At 64.5% G+C, this 19,454-nt stretch carries 21 protein-coding genes and 1 pseudogene; 17 read left to right on the forward strand and 5 right to left on the reverse strand.

The features are described from left to right. The first annotated feature begins 470 nt into the window (after positions 1-470). From ACI48D_RS17860 to ACI48D_RS17910, 11 genes are all read left to right on the forward strand, one after another. A complete protein-coding gene (locus ACI48D_RS17860) occupies positions 471-1,970 on the forward strand; it encodes a DUF4080 domain-containing protein (protein WP_435572593.1) in 1,500 nt (499 codons plus the stop codon). Positions 1,971-2,038: 68 nt separating this feature from the next. Beyond that, positions 2,039-3,190, forward strand: a complete 1,152-nt coding sequence (locus ACI48D_RS17865) for an MlaE family ABC transporter permease (RefSeq protein WP_435572594.1) — start codon at positions 2,039-2,041, stop codon at positions 3,188-3,190. Then, positions 3,190-4,035, forward strand: coding sequence for an ABC transporter ATP-binding protein (locus ACI48D_RS17870; protein WP_435572595.1), 846 nt, complete (start codon positions 3,190-3,192; stop codon positions 4,033-4,035). Before ACI48D_RS17865 ends, ACI48D_RS17870 begins: the two co-directional genes overlap by 1 nt. A 1-nt stretch (position 4,036) precedes the next feature. Then, entirely contained in the window at positions 4,037-4,984 is a 948-nt protein-coding gene (locus ACI48D_RS17875; protein WP_435572596.1) for an MlaD family protein, read from the forward strand. A 15-nt stretch (positions 4,985-4,999) separates the two neighbouring features. After that, entirely contained in the window at positions 5,000-5,629 is a 630-nt protein-coding gene (locus ACI48D_RS17880) for an ABC-type transport auxiliary lipoprotein family protein (RefSeq protein ID WP_435572597.1), read from the forward strand. Further along, positions 5,626-6,753 (forward strand): VanZ family protein, encoded by a 1,128-nt coding sequence (locus ACI48D_RS17885; protein ID WP_435572598.1) that lies wholly within the window; start codon positions 5,626-5,628, stop codon positions 6,751-6,753. Before ACI48D_RS17880 ends, ACI48D_RS17885 begins: the two co-directional genes overlap by 4 nt. Positions 6,754-6,809: 56 nt before the next feature. Next, the gene (locus ACI48D_RS17890; protein WP_435572599.1) at positions 6,810-7,136 is read left to right on the forward strand and encodes a (2Fe-2S) ferredoxin domain-containing protein; all 327 of its coding nucleotides are present in this window, start codon (positions 6,810-6,812) and stop codon (positions 7,134-7,136) included. A 14-nt stretch (positions 7,137-7,150) separates the two neighbouring features. Further along, positions 7,151-7,780: an alpha/beta hydrolase gene (locus ACI48D_RS17895; protein ID WP_435572600.1), complete on the forward strand. Its 630-nt coding sequence runs from the start codon at positions 7,151-7,153 to the stop codon at positions 7,778-7,780. 96 nt (positions 7,781-7,876) lie between these two features. Further along, positions 7,877-9,025, forward strand: coding sequence for a D-alanyl-D-alanine carboxypeptidase family protein (locus tag ACI48D_RS17900; protein WP_435572601.1), 1,149 nt, complete (start codon positions 7,877-7,879; stop codon positions 9,023-9,025). A gap of 151 nt (positions 9,026-9,176) precedes the next feature. Next, positions 9,177-10,103, forward strand: coding sequence for an aldo/keto reductase (locus ACI48D_RS17905; RefSeq protein WP_435572602.1), 927 nt, complete (start codon positions 9,177-9,179; stop codon positions 10,101-10,103). Positions 10,104-10,105: 2 nt separating this feature from the next. After that, positions 10,106-10,402, forward strand: coding sequence for a metal-sensitive transcriptional regulator (locus ACI48D_RS17910; protein WP_435572603.1), 297 nt, complete (start codon positions 10,106-10,108; stop codon positions 10,400-10,402). Between the two features lie 30 nt (positions 10,403-10,432). Here ACI48D_RS17910 and pssA read toward each other — a convergent pair whose 3' ends face one another. Further along, positions 10,433-11,212 (reverse strand): CDP-diacylglycerol--serine O-phosphatidyltransferase, encoded by a 780-nt coding sequence (pssA, locus tag ACI48D_RS17915; RefSeq protein WP_435572604.1) that lies wholly within the window; start codon positions 11,210-11,212, stop codon positions 10,433-10,435. A gap of 148 nt (positions 11,213-11,360) precedes the next feature. Here pssA and ACI48D_RS17920 point away from each other — a divergent pair, with 148 nt between their 5' ends. Further along, positions 11,361-12,335, forward strand: coding sequence for a CAP domain-containing protein (locus ACI48D_RS17920; protein WP_435572605.1), 975 nt, complete (start codon positions 11,361-11,363; stop codon positions 12,333-12,335). 10 nt (positions 12,336-12,345) lie between these two features. Continuing rightward, entirely contained in the window at positions 12,346-12,927 is a 582-nt protein-coding gene (locus ACI48D_RS17925; protein WP_435572606.1) for an Hpt domain-containing protein, read from the forward strand. A gap of 4 nt (positions 12,928-12,931) precedes the next feature. Here the strand turns inward: ACI48D_RS17925 and ACI48D_RS17930 are convergent, their stop codons facing one another. The 3 genes from ACI48D_RS17930 to ACI48D_RS17940 all read right to left on the reverse strand — a co-directional run bounded on the left by ACI48D_RS17930 (position 12,932) and on the right by ACI48D_RS17940 (position 15,029). After that, positions 12,932-13,150 carry a hypothetical protein gene (locus tag ACI48D_RS17930; RefSeq protein ID WP_435572607.1) on the reverse strand — a complete coding sequence of 73 codons (219 nt, stop codon included), beginning with the start codon at positions 13,148-13,150 and terminating at the stop codon, positions 12,932-12,934. 322 nt (positions 13,151-13,472) lie between these two features. Further along, positions 13,473-14,060: a DUF1439 domain-containing protein gene (locus tag ACI48D_RS17935; RefSeq protein ID WP_435572608.1), complete on the reverse strand. Its 588-nt coding sequence runs from the start codon at positions 14,058-14,060 to the stop codon at positions 13,473-13,475. An 81-nt stretch (positions 14,061-14,141) separates the two neighbouring features. After that, positions 14,142-15,029, reverse strand: a complete 888-nt coding sequence (locus tag ACI48D_RS17940) for a LysR family transcriptional regulator (protein ID WP_435572747.1) — start codon at positions 15,027-15,029, stop codon at positions 14,142-14,144. A gap of 116 nt (positions 15,030-15,145) precedes the next feature. On the opposite strand from ACI48D_RS17940, the pseudogene ACI48D_RS17945 reads away from it, so the two are divergent. The 4 genes and pseudogenes from ACI48D_RS17945 to ACI48D_RS17960 form a co-directional block, all read left to right on the forward strand. After that, positions 15,146-15,289 (forward strand): annotated as a pseudogene (locus ACI48D_RS17945) (twin-arginine translocation signal domain-containing protein); the annotation flags it as partial. Between the two features lie 39 nt (positions 15,290-15,328). Continuing rightward, positions 15,329-17,119: a thiamine pyrophosphate-binding protein gene (locus tag ACI48D_RS17950; RefSeq protein WP_435572748.1), complete on the forward strand. Its 1,791-nt coding sequence runs from the start codon at positions 15,329-15,331 to the stop codon at positions 17,117-17,119. 7 nt (positions 17,120-17,126) lie between these two features. Then, entirely contained in the window at positions 17,127-17,606 is a 480-nt protein-coding gene (locus tag ACI48D_RS17955; RefSeq protein WP_435572609.1) for a hypothetical protein, read from the forward strand. Positions 17,607-17,608: 2 nt separating this feature from the next. After that, positions 17,609-17,920, forward strand: coding sequence for a hypothetical protein (locus ACI48D_RS17960; protein WP_435572610.1), 312 nt, complete (start codon positions 17,609-17,611; stop codon positions 17,918-17,920). 95 nt (positions 17,921-18,015) lie between these two features. Here ACI48D_RS17960 and mnmE read toward each other — a convergent pair whose 3' ends face one another. Further along, a complete protein-coding gene (gene mnmE / locus ACI48D_RS17965) occupies positions 18,016-19,395 on the reverse strand; it encodes a tRNA uridine-5-carboxymethylaminomethyl(34) synthesis GTPase MnmE (protein WP_435572611.1) in 1,380 nt (459 codons plus the stop codon). Positions 19,396-19,454 lie beyond the last annotated feature (59 nt).

Consider the following 19,454-nt stretch of genomic DNA (forward strand, 5'->3'; position numbering starts at 1 on the left):
TGATTTCTCAAGGGTCGCTCACTCAAAATACTGACCGTTACTCATTGCTGAGCAACGTTATACTTTTTGTGAACATTTGATAATTTAAGCATTCAGCAGCGCTCAGTTAAAAAACCTCGCAACTGCTGGCACTTCATCAAACGCCCACACTTATCGACTGTTGATTGTTAAAGAACTTATTCGGTACTGCCTTGCTGCGTTCTGCGAATCGTTTTGTTCGTCAGCAGCAGAGAAGCGAGATTATGCAGTGTTTCGCAGTGTTCGTCAACTTCTTTCTTGCATCGTGCCTTTCGGACACACCCCGCTGAAACTGCCGTAAAGCTTGCATCGGCGATCGCTTTCAACGAGGGAGCGAATCATATCAAAGCCGGGATAAGCCCGCAAGGCCCGCAAGCGCAGGATCAGCCGCGGCCGGGGCGCCGTGCCGGTACAATGCACGCTTTGCCGTCCCGATTCCGATCCGCACCGCCATGACCATCCTGCTTTCTACCCTCAACGCCCGCTATGCCCACGCTTCGCTGGGCCTGCGCTACCTGCTGGCCAATATGGGGGCGCTGCAGGAGCAGACGGCGCTGATGGAATTCGTCATCGGGGCGAAGACGACCGAGGTGGTCGAACGCCTGCTAGCACGTCAGCCGCGCATCGTCGGCTTCGGCGTCTATATATGGAACGTCGAAGAAACGGCCAGGGTCGTCGCCATGCTCAAGCGCGTCGCTCCCGAGGTGACGGTCGTGCTGGGAGGCCCCGAGGTCTCGCACGAGACCGACAAGCAGGAAATCGTCCGCCTGGCCGACTACGTCGTCACGGGCTGGGGCGACGTCAGTTTCCCCAAGCTGTGCGGCGAGATCCTGCACGGCCCGACACCGCTGATGAAGGTCCACGCCGGCGTCCAGCCGCCAATGGCCGACATCGCGCTGCCCTACTCTCTATATAGCGACGACGACATCGCCCATCGCACCATCTACGTGGAAGCCTCGCGCGGCTGCCCGTTCAAGTGCGAATTCTGCCTGTCCTCGCTGGACAAGACCGCCTGGCCCTTCGAGCTCGACGTCTTCCTGGCCGAGATGGAGGGACTGCACCAGCGCGGCGCCCGCCTGTTCAAGTTCGTCGATCGCACCTTCAACCTGAACGTCAAGACCAGCCAGCGCATCATGCAATTCTTCCTCGATAAGCTGGCCGCGAACCCGAACGATCCGGTGTACGCCCACTTCGAGCTGGTTCCCGACCACCTGCCGGAAGCGCTGAAGGCGACCATCGCGCAATTCCCGCCGGGCGCCCTGCAGTTCGAGATCGGCATCCAGAGCTTCAACCCCGAGGTCCAGGCATTGGTCAGCCGGCGCCAGGACAACGCCAAGGCTGCGGACAACATCCGCTGGCTGCATGAGCACTCGCACGCCCACCTGCACGTCGACCTGATCGCCGGCCTGCCGGGCGAAGACGTCGACAGTTTCGCGCGCGGCTTCGACATGCTGGTGGCGCTTGGTCCGCACGAGATCCAGTTCGGCATCCTGAAGCGCCTGCGTGGCACGCCGATCATCCGCCACACCGAGCCGTTCAAGATTGTGTTCGATCCCTATCCCCCCTATACCGTGCTGGCCACCGACCGTATCGACTTCGCCACCATGCAGCGGCTGGTACGCTTTGCGCGCTACTGGGACCTGGTGGCGAACTCCGGCCGCTTCGCGCACACCGTCAAGACGCTCATGAATGACGCCCCGTTCGCGAACTTCATGGCCTTTTCAGACTGGATGTATACCCGGACCGACGCCACCCACCGCATCGCCCTCGACCGCCTGGCGAAACTGGTGCAAGAATGGCTGCAGCTGCAGGGAATGCCCGAACAGGCGGCGAAGGCGCTGCTGGCCAGCGACTATGCCGGCAACGTCGACAAGGCTTCCGGCAAACCCAGAAGCGAGCAGAAGCCGGCCGCCGCCGCGCCCGAGCGCCAGGTGCGCCACCTTGCCGCCTGAAGGCACGGCATCGGTACCCTACCGCCGCGCGTGTGGCAGCCACCACGAATCTCTTTTACACTGCCGTAATGCGGATTGAAAATGCGCCAACATTAACTATCGAACATCCCAGCCCGGATGGCCGGACCACCGGCGCGGAGCAATCCGTGGTGGCGCGCGGCGTATGGCAGGTGCATGCATTGGCCAGACGCGGGGCGATCAAGAGCATCAACAAGACCCTGGCCGGGCTGGCCGGCAAGCCTTCGCTGGCCTGGGACCTGTCGGAAGTGGTGAGCCTCGACCACATTGGCGCCCAGATGTTCTGGAGCGCCTGGGGCAAGCAGCGCCCCAGCCGCTTGACGCTCGACCCCAGGCAGGAGGAGCTGTTTGCGCGCCTCGAGAAGGCCGGCCACATCGACCTGCCGCGCGTGCGCTCCAGTCCCCTGAACTGGGTGATCAAGCTGGGCTCGGGCGTACTGTCCTTCTTCGAGCACATGAAGAGCGTGGTGGTCCTGATCGGCCAGGTAGTGCAGGACGTCGGCCGCTTCATCCGCCACCCGATGTCGGGCCCGTGGCGCGAGATCTCCGCCAACATCTACCATTCCGGTTTCCAGGCGCTGGGGATCACGGCCCTGGTCGGGTTCCTGATCGGGATCGTGCTGTCCTACCTGTCGGCCCAGCAGCTACGCATGTTCGGCGGCGACATCTACCTGGTCAACATCCTCGGCATGGCCGTCATCCGCGAACTCGGGCCGCTGCTGGCGGCGATCCTGGTGGCGGGCCGCTCCGGCTCCTCGATCACGGCGCAGCTGGGGGTGATGCGGGTGACCGAGGAACTCGATGCGATGCTGGTGATGGGCATTTCGCACGGCTTCCGCCTGATCATGCCGAAGGTGCTCGCGCTGGCGATCGCGATGCCGCTGCTGGTGGTGTGGACCGATGCCATGGCCCTGCTGGGCGGCATGCTGGCGGCGAAGGTCGAACTGCACCTGGCGCTGCGCTACTTCATCCAAAAGCTGCCGTCGGCGGTGCCGATCGTGAACTACATGATCGGCCTGGGCAAGGGCGTCGTGTTCGGCATGCTGATCGCCCTCACCGCCTGCCACTTCGGGCTGCGCATCAAGCCGAACACCGAGAGTCTGGGGCGTCTCACCACGACCTCGGTGGTCACCGCCATCACCGTCGTCATCATGGCCAACGCCGTGTTCGCGATCGTCTTTTCCGGCGTGGGGTTCGACTGATGACCGACTCGAGAAGCAAACCCCTGAATCTCAAGCCGGACGAAAAAGTCGGACCGCCGGTGGTCCAGATCCGCAACCTCTGGACCCGCTTCGGCCGCACCGTGGTGCACCAGGACCTGAACCTCGATATTTACGCGGGCGAGATCCTGTCGATCGTCGGCGGGTCCGGCACCGGCAAGACCGTGCTGCTGCGCCAGATGCTGGGCCTGGAACATCCGTCGAGCGGCTCGGTGACGGTGTTCGGCGAGGACGTCAGCAGTGCCAGCCCGGAACAGCTGCAGCGCATGCGCAACCACTGGGGCATGCTGTTCCAGCAGGGCGCCCTGTATTCGGCGCTGACGGTGTTCGACAACATCGCGCTGCCGCTGCGCGAGCTGCGCTCCCTTCCCGAGGACGTGGTCCGCGACGCCGTGCTGCTGAAGATGGACATGGTGGGCCTGGGTCCGGGCGACGCCAACAAGATGCCCTCCGACCTGTCGGGCGGGATGATCAAGCGTGCCGCCCTGGCGCGCGCCCTCGCGCTCGAACCCCAGCTATTGTTCCTGGACGAGCCCACCGCCGGCCTGGATCCCGACCTGTCGGACACTTTCGTGGAGCTGATCCAGACCCTGCACAACGAGCTGCGCCTGACCGTGGTGATGGTCACGCACGACCTGGACACGCTGTTCGCGCTGTCCTCGCGCATCGCGGTACTGGCCGAGAAGCACGTGCTGGCGGTAGGCCCCGCATGCGACGTGCTGCGCGTGAAGCACCCCTTCATCAAACAATTTTTCCTCGGCCCGCGCGGCCAGCGTGCGCTGGAAGTGCTGGAAGAGCGCTACGCAGGAAAGGAATCGGAAGACTGACATGGAAAACAGATCGTATGCCCTGATGACGGGCTTTTTCACGGTCGCGCTGCTGGTGGCGGCGGTCCTGATCGGGCTGTGGTTCAACCGCGACCGCACCACGATGCACCCCTACGAGATCGTCACCACCCAGACCATCCCCGGCCTGAACCCGCAGGCCGCGGTGCGCTACCGCGGCCTGGAGGTCGGGCGCGTCGACGACATCGTGTTCGACCCGCGCGTCACCGGCCAGATCCTGATCAGGCTGTCGATCGCCGATAACGCGCCGGTCACCACCACCACCTTCGCCTCGCTCGGCTACCAGGGCGTGACCGGCATCGCCTTCATCCAACTGGACGACGACCGTACCGGCTCGCCGCTGCTGAAAAGCGACAAGAGCCACGTGGCGCGCATTCCGCTGCGCCCCGGGCTGCTGGACCAGCTCGAAAAGCGCGGCCTGTCCATCCTCGAGAAGACCGAGCAGATCACGAACAGCCTGAACAGCATCCTGAGCCAGGAAAACGCCGACAAGATCACGGGCGCGGTCGACAACATCAGCAAGGCGGCCCAGGCCTATGGCGAGATCCCGAAACAGCTGCAGCCGACCCTGGCGCGCATGCCGGAGCTGACCGCCAAGCTGGATCGCACCATGAGCTCGGTGAACGAGCTGTCCACCAGCGCCACCAGCGCCGTGCGCAACTACGACCGCCTGGCCACCAACCTGCAGGCGCCGGGCGGGCCGATCGACCGCGCCGCCGGCGCCATCGCCTCGCTGGAGGGCGTGACGTCCGACCTCGAGATGCGCACCCTGCCGCACCTGACCGACATGACCGACGAGGCCCGCATCTCGCTGCGCGCCGTACGGCGCACCGTGACCAACATCGGCGACCGGCCGCAGAGTATCCTGTTCGGCGGCCCCAAGGCCCAACCCGGCCCCGGCGAGCCCGGCTTCGTCCCTCCGACCAAATGACTCCATGAGGAAACCGTGACCTTGCTACCGCACCGTCTCATCGCCGTCCTGGCCGCCGCCGGCCTCCTGCTGACCGGCTGCGCCTCGCAGAAGGGCGAGCCGAACACCCAGTTCGACTTCGGCCCCGCCGCTCCGCCGGCCGCCGCGCAAACGGCGCAGCCCGTACAGGCGGCGCTGGGCGCGATCGTCGTCACCGACGTCACCGGCTCGAGCGCCCTCGAGAACGAGCGCATGTTCTACCGACTGAGCTATGCCGACGCCCTGCAGGCGCGCTCCTATGCCAACAGCCGCTGGACCGCGAACCCGCTGCAGATGATGACCCAGCGACTCAAGACCCGGATCGCGCAGTCCGGCGCCAAGGTGCTGTCGGAAACCGACGCGTCGAACGGCATCCCGATCCTGCGCGTCGACGTCGACGAATTCGTCCACGACTTCCGCAGCGCGACCCAGAGCGAAGGCCAGGTGGCGCTGCGTGCCTCGGTGTTCCGGGGCCATGTGCTGGTCGACCAGCGCAGCTTCGTCCGCAGCACCGCCGCCGGCACGCTTGACGCGGCCGGCGGGGCGCGCGCACTGGCTGCCAGCACCGACGCCATCGCCGCCGACATCGTGGCCTGGCTCGGCACCCTCGACCTGAATCGCCGATGACCGACACGCAAGACCCGGCGCGGCCGCGCGCGTCTCCGGTCGCGCGCGCCGCCCTGCTGGCCTATCTGCTGCTGATCATCTACGCGAGCTGGTTTCCGTTCTCCGGCTGGCGCAGCACCGGGCTGTCGCCGTTCGCCTTCCTGAACCTGCAGCCGCAACGCTACTGGACCGGCTTCGACGTGATGGTCAACATCGTCGGCTACATGCCGTTCGGCGTGCTGCTGGTACTGGCCCTGCATCCGCTGGTGCGCGGCGTGTGGGCGGTGGTGGTGGCGGCTATGTGCGGACTGCTGGTGTCGGGCACCATGGAGACGGTGCAGAACTACCTGCCCACACGGGTGCCCTCGAACCTCGACCTCGTGACGAATGCCGGTGGCTGCCTGGCCGGGGCGCTGCTCGGGCTGTTGTTCGCCCCGCTGCTGCTCGACCACAGCCGCCTGCAGCGCCTGCGCCAGCGCTGGTTCGCCGCGTATGCCAGCCAGGGCCTGGTGCTGGTCGCGCTGTGGCCGCTGGCCCAGGTCTATCCGCAGGGTTACCTGTTCGGCAACGGCCAGATCCTGCCGCTGCTGTCGGAATGGCTGTCCGATTGGCTCGGCACCGACATCGACCTGGTGACCCTGATCCGCGGCAGCGCCGGCATGACGGTCGAGCAGTACTGGCTGTCGGAGATCGTGATCACGGCCTGCGGCATGAGCGGCGCCGCCCTCACCCTGCTGTGCCTGGCCCGGCGCGGCGCACCGCGGATCTGGCTGATGCTCGCCCTGGTCGGCACCGGCCTGCTGGTCAAGACCTTGGCCAGCTCGCTGTTCTTCTCCCCGGATAACGCCCTCACATGGATCACGCCCGGCGCCCAGGGCGGCTTCCTGATCGGCCTGATCATGCTTTCCGGCCTGGCCTTCGCCCCCCAGGTCGCGCAGCGCCGCCTGGCCGTGGTGACCCTGGTGCTGGCCCTGATCGTCGTGAACACGATCCCGGCGAACCCGTATTTCGTCGCCACCCTGCAGGCCTGGCAGCAGGGTAAATTCCTGAACTTCAACGGCGCGGCCCAGTTCCTCGGCATGGCCTGGCCCTTCTTTGCGCTCTGGTTCCTGCTGCTGCCCTCGCACCGCCTGAACCGCCAATGATTAGCGCGTATCATTAGAGAAAATGCGCGAGCACGCGTAGACCATTCGAGAACGACATGAGCGACGACAAACCTTTTTACGAACACCACGTGTTCTTTTGCATGAACGTGCGCGAAGGCGAAGGCTGCCGCCCCAGCTGCGGCAAGCACGGTGCGGAAACCGCCCAGAAGCACGCCAAGAAACGCATCAAGGAACTCGGCCTGAACGGCCAGGGCAAGGTGCGCATCAACCAGTCCGGCTGCCTGGACCGCTGCGAGGAGGGCCCGGTGGTGGTGGTCTACCCGCAAGGCACCTGGTACACCTATGTGGACACTTCCGACATCGACGAAATCATCGACCGCCACCTGATCAAGGGCGAAGTGGTCGAGCGCCTGAAAATCTGAACGACGCTTCATCAATGAACAAGCATTCGCAAAAGTTTTACCTGACCGGCCACGCCGGCAAGATGGAGTGCCTGCTGGACGAGCCGGAAGGCACGCCGGTCGGCATCGCCCTGGTGGCCCACCCGCATCCGCTGTACGGCGGCACGATGGAAAACAAGGTCGCGCAGACGCTGGCGCGCGCCTTCGTCGGCATGGGCTACGTGACGGCCCGCTTTAACTTCCGCGGCGTCGGCGAGTCCGAGGGCACGTACGACGATGGCCGCGGCGAAGTGGACGACATGGCGATCATGTTCGATCACATGGCCAAGGAATATCCGGGCCTGCCGATCGCCCTGACCGGCTTCTCGTTCGGCACCTTTGTGCAGGCCCAGCTGCAGCAGCGCCTGGAAGCCGAGGGCCGCCCGGCCGAGCGCCTGGTACTGGTCGGCACCGCCGCCGGCAAATGGCCGATGCCGCCCGTGCCAAGCGACACCATCCTGATCCACGGCGAACTTGACGATACGATCACGCTGCAACAGGTGTTCGACTGGGCGCGACCGCTGGACATCCCCGTTACCGTGATTCCCGGCGCCGACCATTTCTTCCACCGCAAGCTGGTTCACATTAAAAATCTTGTCGCGCAAATGTGGCGGCGTGACATTTGAGGCGATCACTGGCCTATAATGGTCCGTCTTTGTTTTAGGCAATGCTCTCGGGCATTGTCTATGCGTCATCGTCCCTCTGATTTCCTCTTGCCTCCCATGAAAAAGTTAATCGCGGCCCTGGCCGCCAGCGCCCTTCTGATGTCGGCCGCCAACGCACAGCAAGTGCCGGCCCCGCAAATCGCCGCCCGTTCCTGGACGCTGCTGGATGTCACCAGCGGCCAGATCATCGCTTCGCAGGATGCGGATACCCGCATCGAGCCGGCTTCGCTCACCAAGGTCATGACCGCCTACGTGGTATTCGGCGCCCTCCGCGACAAGAAGATCGCGCTGGACCAGAAGGTCAACGTGTCGGTGCGCGCTTGGAAGGTCGACGGCAGCAGCTCGAAGATGTTCATCGACCCGGCCACGCCGGTCTCGGTCAACGACCTGCTGTACGGCCTGATGGTCCAGTCGGGCAACGACGCCGCGGTGGCGCTGGCCGAAGCGGTCGCCGGCGATGAAGCCACCTTCGTCCACCTGATGAACGAACAAGCCCAGCGCATGGGCATGAAGAACACCCGCTTCGCCAATCCGCACGGCCTGCCCAGCCCGGACAACTTCTCGACCGCGCGCGACCTGTCGATCCTGGCCTCGCACGTGATCAAGGACTTCCCCGAGTTCTACAAGATCGACTCGGTCAAGGAATTCACTTATAACAAGATCAAGCAGCAGAACCGCAACCGCCTGCTGTGGCTGGACCCGACCGTGGACGGCATGAAGACCGGCCACACCGAAGCGTCGGGCTTTTCGATGATCGCCTCGGCCCACCGTCCGAACGGCACGTCCGGCGAGCGCCGCCTGATCTCGGTGCTGTCCGGCGCCACCTCGGACGGCAACCGTACCGCCGAAAGCCAGAAGCTGCTGAACTGGGGCTTCCAGAACTTCGACACCGTCAAGCTGTACTCGAAGGGCCAGGCGATCGCCACCCCGGAAGTGTGGAAGGGTTCGAAGTCGAACGTCAAGATCGGCTTCACCAACGACGTGCTGGTGACCGTGCCGAAGGGCGTGGCGCAGAAAATGAAACCGGTCCTGGAACGCAAGGACCCGCTGGTCGCCCCGCTGGCCCTGAACGGCCGCGTCGGCACCCTGAAAATGATGGTCGACGGCAAACCGCTGCTGGCGCTGCCGGTGGTCTCGCTGGAAGAGGTGTCGGAAGCGACCATCATCGGGCGTGCCTGGGACTCGATGCGCCTGTGGATGAAGTAATTTCGGCGCAGCCGGAATGACCGTAGGGTGGGCACCATGTGCCCACGTGGAGAAGCCAGCATGATGCCGGCGTCACGCGTGGGCACGGGGTGCCCACCCTACGTTTACGCTCCAGCTATAATCGTTCGAACCGATCAAAGGAACACCCGCCATGACCCACGCCCTCCCCCGCGACCTGCACTGCCCCCGCATCGCCACCCGCGCGAACGGACTCGAACTGTCCCGGATCGTCGCCGGCATGTGGCGCATGGTCGAGTGGAACATGACGGTCGAGCAGCGCGTCGCGCTGATCGAGCAGTGCGTGGCGATGGGCGTGACTTCCTTCGACCATGCCGACATCTACGGCAACTACGGGGTCGAAGGCCTGTTCGGCGAAGCCCTGCGCGCCCAGCCTTCGCTGCGCGACCGCATCCAGCTGGTCAGCAAGTGCGGCATCAAGCTGCTCTCCAACAAGCGCCCGGAACACACGATCCAGCATTACGACACCACGGCCAGCCACATCGTGACGTCCGCCGAGGAATCGCTGCGCCAGTTGCATACCGACCGCCTCGACCTGCTGCTGATCCACCGCCCGGATCCGCTGATGGACTTCGACGAGGTCGCCGAAGCCTTCACGCGCCTCAAACAGGCCGGCAAGGTGCTCCACGTGGGCGTGTCGAACTTCAGCCGTCACCAGTTCGAGGCGCTGAACCGTCGCGTCGAACTGGCCACCAATCAGGTCGAGTTCTCGCCGCTGCACGTGGCGCCGATGTTCGACGAGACCTTCGACGGCCTGCAGGACCTGGGCATCGCACCGATGATCTGGTCGCCGCTGGCCGGCGGGCGCCTGTTCACCTCGAACGAGGCAAACGCCGAGAACCTGCGCCTGGTGGTCAAGGAGATCGCCGACCGCCTGTGCCAGCCCTTCGCCAGCGTGATCTTTGCCTGGATCATGCAGTTGCCCTCGCACCCGATCCCGCTGACCGGCAGCGGCCGCGTCGAGGCGATCGCGGTGGCGGTGGCCGGCACCTCCTTCAAGCTGTCGCGCACCGACTGGTTCGCGATCCTGCGCGCGGCGCGCGGCCACGAAGTCGCCTGAACATGAAGACCGTCGAAGGCCGCGCCCTCAGCGCACAGCAGAAGAAGGATTTGCTGAACCGCCTGGCACGGGTCGAAGGCCAGCTGCGCGGCATCCAGAAGCTGGTGGCGCTGGCCGATGCGCCCTCCGACTGCGACGCCGTGGCCCAGCAGATGGCGGCGGCGCGCAAGGCGCTCGACCGCTCCTTCGTGCAGCTGCTCACGGCCAGCATCGTCAACCAGACCGGCAATGCGGCGGATCTGGACGAGGCAAAACAAAGCGCCGCTCATCTGGCGGCGCTTTTCGATAAATTTGCTTGATCCCTTCGTAAAACGGTCCCCCGGACCGTTTTACTCCTCGTAGACTTTGGGCGGCGCGATCCCGCGCCAGCCGCCGTGCCACGCGATGTTCAGCAGCAGCGTCGCGCCGATATACAGCACGAAGAACAGCGCGAAGAAGCGCGTCTGCAGAAGCGCCAGCAGCAGCACGCACACGCCCAGCGCGACGAGGGTCGCCTTCGACTTCGGCTGCTTGGAGCTGGGGAAGCGCAGCGTCGACACCATCAGCGCGCCGACCGCCACCATCAGCAGCATCACCAGGAAGGCCTGGCCCATGCCGGATGCCGGGTCGGGCCAGGCCACCACCACCGAGGCCACGCAGGCCGCGCCGGCGGTGATCGGCATGCCGACGAAATAACGCGGATCGGTGCGGCCCACCATGACGTTGAAGCGCGCCAGGCGCAATGCGCCGCAGGCCACGAACACGAAGCAGGCCAGGCCGCCCATGCGCACCAGGGTCGGATGCGAGGCGCTCATCTGCGCGAAGCCGTAGCAGTACAGCAGCAGGCCGGGGGCGCAGCCGAAGTTCATCACGTCGGCGATCGAGTCGAGCTGGACGCCGAAGTCCGACTGGGTATTGGTGGCGCGCGCCACGAAGCCGTCGAGGGCGTCGAACACGCCGGCCAGCACCAGCAGGATGGCGGCCAGGCGGTAGTCGCCGGGGTCGCCGATCGGGGCGTTGTCGACTGAGATGACGATGCTGCCGAAACCGCAGGCGATCGACAGCAGGGTCACGAAACTGGGCAGGGCGAACTTGGCGCGCGCGAGGCGCTGCTGGCGGCTAGGCTTCAAATCGACGGCTCGATAAAGGAAAGAATAGCTTATTTTACATGGGCTTACGTATCGAACCGATTTATCGCGCCGGACCGTCATGGAATGCCGAATTGGCCTAGAATGGGAGCTCTTTGTGCCCGGTATTGACGGGAGTTGGGAGTCTTACATGATGAATAAAACGTATCCTGCGAAGCACATCGTTGCCGCCTGCGTCGCCGCGCTGGCGCTGGCTGCCTGCGGCGGCGGCTCGAACAGCAACGGCTCGAGCAGCGGCAGCGCGAGCGGCGTTACCGGCGGTACGTCGACCGGGTTCTCGGGGCAGGACGCCTCGGCACCGGCCCTGACGAGCGATGTGGCGACGGACGGCTTCAACTGGATCAATTACCGGCGCGCTCAGGCCGGCGTCGGCGTGCTGGCGCGGAACGGCATGCTCGACCACGCCGCCCAGGCCCACTCCGATTACCAGCGCCTGAACGGCAAAGTGACCCACACCGAGGACCCGACCAAACCCGGTTTTACGGGAGCCGATGAAAAAAACCGCGTGGAGGCCGCCGGCTATGCCCTGCAGGGCGACAACATCGTCGGCGAGATCATCGCCGCCACCAATAACAACACCGGCTTCTACATGGCCGAACAACTGGTCACCGCGATCTACCACCGCTTCGTGATGTTCGAACCGCTGTTCAGGGAGATGGGCGCCGGCTCGGCCAAGACCTCGGCCAACTACCTGTACTTCACGACCGAACTCGGGGCGACCCGCGGCTACAGCCCGGGCCTGCCCAGCCATGCCATCGCCACCTGGCCCGTCAATGGCCAGACCGGCGTGCCGCCGAATTTCCTGAGCGATTACGAGGAACCGGATCCGGTCCCGGACCTCAACGAGGTCGGCTACCCGATCAGCATTCACGCCAACCTGACCGAAACCGTGGCCGTGCAGAGCTTCACGGTGCGCCCGCGCGGCGGCGGCGACCTCAAAGTACGCCTGCTGGTGAAGGGCCAGGACGCGAACACGACCATGAACTCGGTGGCGGCCATCATTCCGCTGGCCCCGCTGGCCGCGAACACGACCTACGACGTGAGCTTTACCGGCACCGTCGGCGGCGCGGCCGTGACCAAGACCTGGTCATTCACGACGAAGTAAGCAGCGGGCCATGACCAGTACCGCCGGCCCTCTGCCCGATCCCGCCCCTCCCGCCATCGATTACGCGAACGGGGCGGCCCGCCTGATGGGCGATGCCGCCCTGTTCGCACGCGTCCTGATACGCTTTCGCAAGGAGTACCGGCATGCGGCCGACGCCATCCGCGATGCGCTCGCCCGCGGCGACGTCCAACTGGCGCAGCGCCTGGCCCATACCCTGAAGGGCGCGGCCGGCATGATCGAGGCGGTCCCGTTGCGCCAGGCGGCGCAGGCCCTGGAATACGCGCTGCGCCAAGGTGTCGATCCGGTCCCGCAGCTGGCGCGGCTGGGGCGCGCGCTCGAGCGGGTGCTGCGCGAGCTGGACGCGGCGGAAGGCATCTCGCCGACGCCGCCCGTGGCGCAGGACGGCGAGTGCGGCAAGGTCCTGGCGCGGCTGCGTATCCTGCTCGAGGACGGCAACGGCGACGCGGTCGACCTGGTGCAGGAAGCCGCGGCAGGCTTGACGAGGGAATTGGGAGAGGAACGCTACCGCCGCGTCGCGGCAGCGATCGACATTTTCGACTTCGAAGGCGCGCTCGATCTATTGGAGCGCTAGCGGATCATCGTGTGAATTCCGCTTCTTCGTCGAAGGAGTCGGAGCAGGATTTGCCGCAGAAGCGGCGTACGCTGTCCAAGGGTTTTTCGCAGTACCAGCATGAGCCTTTCGGCGGCAGGCTGAGACGGGCCGGCACTGGCGTGGCACTGGTGCCGATCGACGCAGCGACGAGCGGCTCGACGGCCAAGCTCTTCTCCGGAAGACTTTCCTGTATCGTTTCCAAGTTCACCCCCTTACCGGCAGCACTTCAGTATCGCAAAGATTACTTTAGTGGAACACCGTGTGCATGAGAAAGCGCAAGCGCGGCTTGTCCATTGCATGCTGATGCGCGTCTGAAGCCGTTCTCAGTGTGCGCCGATTGCGCTACCTCCGCAATGGCGTGCTGACGACAGTCTTGGTGACGCAACAGTGACGGTACTCTCCGATTCATCGAAGCGAACGATGCCAGACTTTTAAGCTGCGGGAAATGATAGCAGTAAAGACAACAGGCGCAGGGGGCCATTCAATCGTGCGCGCCCGGCGTGTCGGTTTTGCGACGGCGCCTTTCAACGCACCGGTTCGACGGTCACGACCAGCGCGCCGGGGACGGTGTCGAGCCGGGTCGGCACGAACTGGACGCCGGCATAGCGCAGGTCTTCCATGCGGAAGCTGTAGATGGCGACGTCGCGCACCAGCTGGTTCATGAGGACGTCGGCGGCGCGCCCGAGGTCCCTGGCGCGGACGCTGTCCATGCCCTGGATGTCGAAGCGGTCGACATGGGCGTCGGCCATGAACACGCCGCTGCGCGCGGCATCCACGTACAAATGCCCGGACATGGTCATGGTGCCGGACCAGGACTGGCGCAGGAAGGGTGGCGCCACCGACAGGTCCATCGTCAGCGCCACGCGGTCGCTGCCCGGCAGGATCGCCAGCTGCGGCCGGGTGAGCTGCACGTCGAACAGATCGAGCAGGCGGTTACGCAGCGGGAAGCGGCGCTCCAGCCCTGCCTGCAGCCTGGCCTGCGAGATCTCGATGCGGCGCGGGCCGGTGAGACTGGCGCAGGAGGTCAGCATGGCGCTCGCCGCCACCAGCGTACCGGCCGCCATCGCCACCCCGAAACGACGCCGCGTGATCCCGCCCTGTGCCTTTTCCATCCTTGCCTCGCTATCGACTGTTCAGTTGGGAAAAGCGTAGCACATCCGACCCCGGTCCGGCCTCGATGGCTGGCGTGCGCATCATGCCGACGGTGCGGCAGCCTGGTTCCCGGCCGCCGCGATCACGCAGGCGGCAAAATGCAGAGCCGCGGCGTGCAGGCCACGCGTGTTCGGCTGCACAAGTCCGATCTCGCGGTAGAAGGTGTCGGCTCCCAGGGCCAGCACGCTCACCCCTTCGGGCATGAGCAGGGATGACGCCTGCGGGATGAGGGCAACACCAACGCGCTGTTGCACGAGTCCGACGATACCCTGCAACTCGTCCAGTTCGACCACATCATCGACGGCGATGCGGTTCTTTTTCAGGAACCGGTCCACGAGCCGCCCACCGTAAGAATTACGGTCATAACGGATGAAGGGCCGCGACTTCAGCACCTCACGCCATGGCTGGCCGGCCAGTTCGGCTGATACTGCCAGGACGAATGGCTCCGCAAGCAGGGACTGCCACGTCAGTTCCCCCGGCAAGGAGAATGGCGGCCGGATGATCACCGCAGCATCCATTTCGCCGGAATCGACCTGCGCCAGTAGATTCAGTGAGACACCCGGCACGACCCGCACCCGCCACCCCGGCAACTTCTGGCGGAACCCCTCGATGGCATGCACGAGGAACGAAGCCTGCACGGAGGCGATGGCGCCCGCGCGGATCAGGCCGGTTTTTTCCGCCGTATCGCCCTGATCCGAGAGCTTGGCATACACATTCAGCAGTTCTTCGGCAAGCGCCACCGTTTGCCTGCCTGCGGCGTTCAATACCGCCGAGCGTCCGGTCCGGTCGAACAGCAGGAATCCAAGATCTTCTTCCAGGCGCTGGATCTGGGCGCTGACGGCCGACTGGGTCAGGCCGATCTGGTAACCGGCGCTCGCGAAGGTTCCATATCGCACCACGGCAAGAAAAGTTTTGAGTTCACGGATCACAGTGACGCCGATCAATTTTATTGATGCTTCAAGACAAAATATTTCGTTATTGTACATTTTCCCTTCTACCTATAATGGATTCGCAGTTCAACAATTAAGGACATTTGGAGACCATTTTGTACAAAGGAAACAAACCGGAAGATAGCGTTCCGAGCACTGGATCGCAGCAGGACACCCGACGCTCGCGACGCGACTTTCTCAAATCCTCCGGCTTGCTCGCGGCTGGCGGCGTTGCGGCCGCAAGCGCACTGAAACCATCCGTTGCCGAGGCCAAGACGTCCGAGAGTGCGAGCCTGAGGTTGCCGGAAGCATTTGGCGTGGCCGCGCAGACGCCGGCCACACCGGTGGCGCTGCCGACGACTGGCGCCGGCCTGTTCGCCAAGGCATGCAAGGACGAAGGCCTGGCCGCCCTGTTCTGCTGCCCCGGCAACTACACGGTGACGCATGCGATGGCCAGGATCGGCATTCCGGTCTACACGGGCCGTGACGAGCGCTCCATGGTGCATGCCGCCGATGCGTTCACCCGCGTCACCGGCGAGATTTCAGCGACTTCCGGCACCGAAGGCCCGGGGTTCACCAATCTGATATCAGGCTTGGCCAACGCGAAGGCAGCCCGCACGCCGATTCTGTCGCTGGCGAGCAACAAGAGCGTCAAGGAAGAAGACACCGAGGCAGCCATCCAGGTGATGGAACAGGAAAGCGTGACCCAGCACATGGTCAAGTGGCAGAAGCGCCTGGTGAATGCCCATCGCAATCACGAGTACGCTGCCTATGCGTTCCGCCAGCTCAAAACCGGCGTGCCGGGTCCCGTGCACCTGAACTTCACGGCAGAAGCGACCGATACGCGGCTCAGCAAACCAAGCGATGTCGTTTACAACTTCGACAAGAACCACTACCGCACGGACGCCAAGGCGAATCCTTCGCCGGCCCATGTGGCCAAGGCCATCGCCCTGCTCGGACAGGCAAAACGGCCGATTATCGTCTCGAGCACCGGTGTGTTTTATAGCAAGGCATGGGATGCCTTGCGCCAGTTTGCCGAAAAGACCCAGATTCCGGTGGTGGAGTCGGGACCGATGCGCGGCCAGTTCCCCGACGATCATCCCTTGTCTGCCACCTGCGCCCCGTCGGCGCTCGCCAGCGCCGATGTGGTCATGCTTGTCGGCCAATACTGCATGCCGGGCGTAGGCGAGTATGCGTTCGGCCCGGATGCCCGCTACATCAGGATCGATCCGGCCGCCGAGGATATCGGCCGCAACCTGCCGATCGAAGTCGGCATCGTCAGCGACGAGAAAGCCGCGCTGGAAATGCTGGCCAAGGAAAGCCCGGCCATGCGCCATGATGCGTGGGTTGCCGAAATTGCCGCTGCGCGCGACAAATTCGAAGCTGAAAACGAAGCCATGTACAAGCAGGTGCTGGGCTACACGGACGCGGTCCACCCTGCCGTGATCGGCAAGGTGCTGTCCGACTTCCTGTACAAGGGCAACATGCCCAAGGACCGCATCCTGGTCGGCTCCGGTGGATTCGGCATCGCGCGCTACACCCGTCGCTGGCTGCGCGCCTACCGTCCGGCCCAGATCATGAACGGCCAGTACCAGTTCGGCACCGTCGGCGCCGACGTCGGCTATGCAGTCGGCAGCGGCATCGCGGTCAAGGAAGGCCATGGCGTGCAGGCGGCCTACAAGGGGCACCCGACCATCACCATCATGGGCGACGCCGCGTTCGGCTATTCCGGCATGGAGATGGAAACCCTGGCCAAGCTGCGCATCCCAGCCATCATCATCGTCTACAACAACAACGCCTGGGGCACCTGGTATCTGCAGGAAGACGAACCGAAGGTCGTCCCCATGCACCTGTTCCAGGAAAACATCCGTTACGACAAGATGGCGGAGGCACTGGGCGCCCATGGCATCTATGTCACCCATCCCAAGGATTTCCTGCCGGCCTTGCAGCGCGCCTACAAGACTGCCGCCGAAACCAGTATGCCAACCTTGATCAACGTGCAGGGCAAGAAAGAGTTCTGGCTGCGCGAAAAATATCCTCCTGGCTTCCTCGGCAAGATCGAACCGGGCGTGATGTCCTACTATCACTAATCCATCAATGGAAAACGTTCTTTCCGCGGCGTCGCACGTCGGCGCCGTATTGCAGACCTATGCCGAGCGCGGCGTATTTCGCGACTACCGCGCTTCCAGCAGCAGGAACGAAGTGACGCACTTCGATTTCGGCTGGCTCTACGGCCAGCCATTCTCCCTGAGTTGCGACGCAAAACGCCGGCGCCTGACCATGTCGGACCTGCTCCCGGCCGTCCAGGGGGATTCGATGATGTACCGGGAACTGAAGGAGTTCCTGAAAGGACGCGCCGACGCGGAAGTACCCGAGCACCGGCGCGTCGATCCCCGGCTGGCGACAGTCGCGCCCCGCATCCGTGATGGCGTGGTGTCGCTCGACCTGACACTGGTAGAGGGCGACTACGAATACGGCACCCGCAAGCTGATCAACCTTGTGCACGAGCTGTTTTTGTTCCTCAGTGAATACTGGGCCGACTATATGTGGGAAAACTTTGAACTGAATATGGAGTAATCATGTCTCGAAAGATCAAAATGCCGGTCTGCGCAGGCTTGCTCGTCCTGACTACCGCCCTGGGCGGCCAGTTCGCCGGCGCCGGCGAGCCTGAGGGCGACCCCTCCCCTTTTCCGCCGGGGCCGAATGCGATGCTCGTCAAGCAGACCTGCTCGCAGTGCCACACGCCGAACGTGGTGCTGAACCAGACTTTCAACGAAAAGACGGCGCGCAAGATTTATCAGAAAATGCTGGGCGAAAGCCCGGATACCGAGCGCGGCAAGAAGATCGTTGAATATCTCTACACCGTCATGGGCGAGAAGGACGACAAGTAATCCACAGCTCCCTTTGCACACGTAAAAACGCCCCGGCTTCTTCGACCGGGGCGTTTTTTTGCAGCGGCACAAGCGCCTGCTGATATCAAAACAAATTATTTACCGATACAGAACCGGCTGAAGATCACCCCCAGCAGATCGTCCGGCGTGAACTGCCCGGTAATGCTGGACAGCTGATCCTGCGCCAACCTGAGCTCTTCCGCGAACAGGTCGAGCGACTGGTCGTCCTGCGCCGCGTGCGCCGCCGCCACGTCGAGGTGCCCGCGCGCCGCGCGCAGGGCGATCAGGTGGCGTTCGCGCGCCAGGTACAGCGACTCGCCGGTCTGCTGCCAGCCGGCGATGCGCAGCAGCTCCTTGCGCAGCAGCTCGATGCCGATCTTCTCGTGCGCCGACAGGTAGATGTGGGTCGCGTCCGCGCTCACGTCGCTTGATGCCTTGTGGCCCGACAGGTCGATCTTGTTCCAGATGCGGATCACCGGCACGCCTTCCGGGAAGGCGGCGACGATCTCCTCGTCGGCCTTGGCCGGGCCGAGGCTCGCGTCCAGCAGGTGCAGGATCACGTCGGCCTTGCCGACTTCTCCCCAGGTGCGCTCGATGCCGATGCGCTCGACCACGTCGATGCCCTCGTCCAGTGCGCGGATGCCGGCCGTGTCGATGATGTTCAGCGGGATGCCTTCGACCTGGATGGTCTCGCTGACCTTGTCGCGCGTGGTGCCGGCGATCGGGGTGACGATCGCGACATCGGATCCGGCCAGCGCGTTCAGCAGCGAGGATTTGCCCACGTTCGGCTGGCCGACCAGCACCACGTTCAGGCCTTCGCGCAGCAGCGCGCCCTGCGCCGCCTGGCGGAACACGTGCTCCAGCGCGTCGATGATGCCGGCCAGCTGGCCGCGTGCATTCGACTTTTCGAGGAAGTCGATTTCCTCTTCCGGGAAGTCGAGCGTGGCTTCGACCAGCATGCGCAGGTTGATGGTCTTGTCCACCAGCTCGTGCACGACCTTCGAGAAGGCGCCGGACAGCGAAGCCGAGGCCGACTTCGCCGCAGCTTCGGTGGAAGCGTCGATCAGGTCGGCCACGGCCTCGGCCTGGGCCAGGTCGAGCTTGTCGTTCAGGAAGGCGCGGCGGGTGAATTCTCCCGGCTCGGCCAGGCGCAGTCCGAAGTCCGCACCGGCTTCGAGCACGCGCGCGAGCAGCATGCGCAGCACCACCGGGCCGCCGTGGCCCTGCAGTTCCAGCACGTCCTCGCCGGTATAGGAGTGTGGACCCTTGAAGTACAGGGCCAGGCCTTCGTCGATGACGGTGCCGGCGGCGTCCTTGAACGGAATATACGTGGCGTGGCGCGGCGCCAGCTTCGAGCCCGGAAACAGGGCGTCGATCAGCGGCGCCAGCGACTTGGCCGAAGCGCGCACGACGCCGATGCCGCCGCGGCCGGGGGCGGTGGCGATGGCGGCGATGGGGGAGGTGTCTAGTTTCATGAGGGGATTGTAATAAAAAAGCCCGTGCAGGCACGGGCTCTTTTCAACACGGCGAAAAA

The sequence above is a fragment of the Massilia sp. LXY-6 genome (genome assembly GCF_051233485.1).
Classification (GTDB): Bacteria; Pseudomonadota; Gammaproteobacteria; order Burkholderiales; family Burkholderiaceae_D; genus Telluria.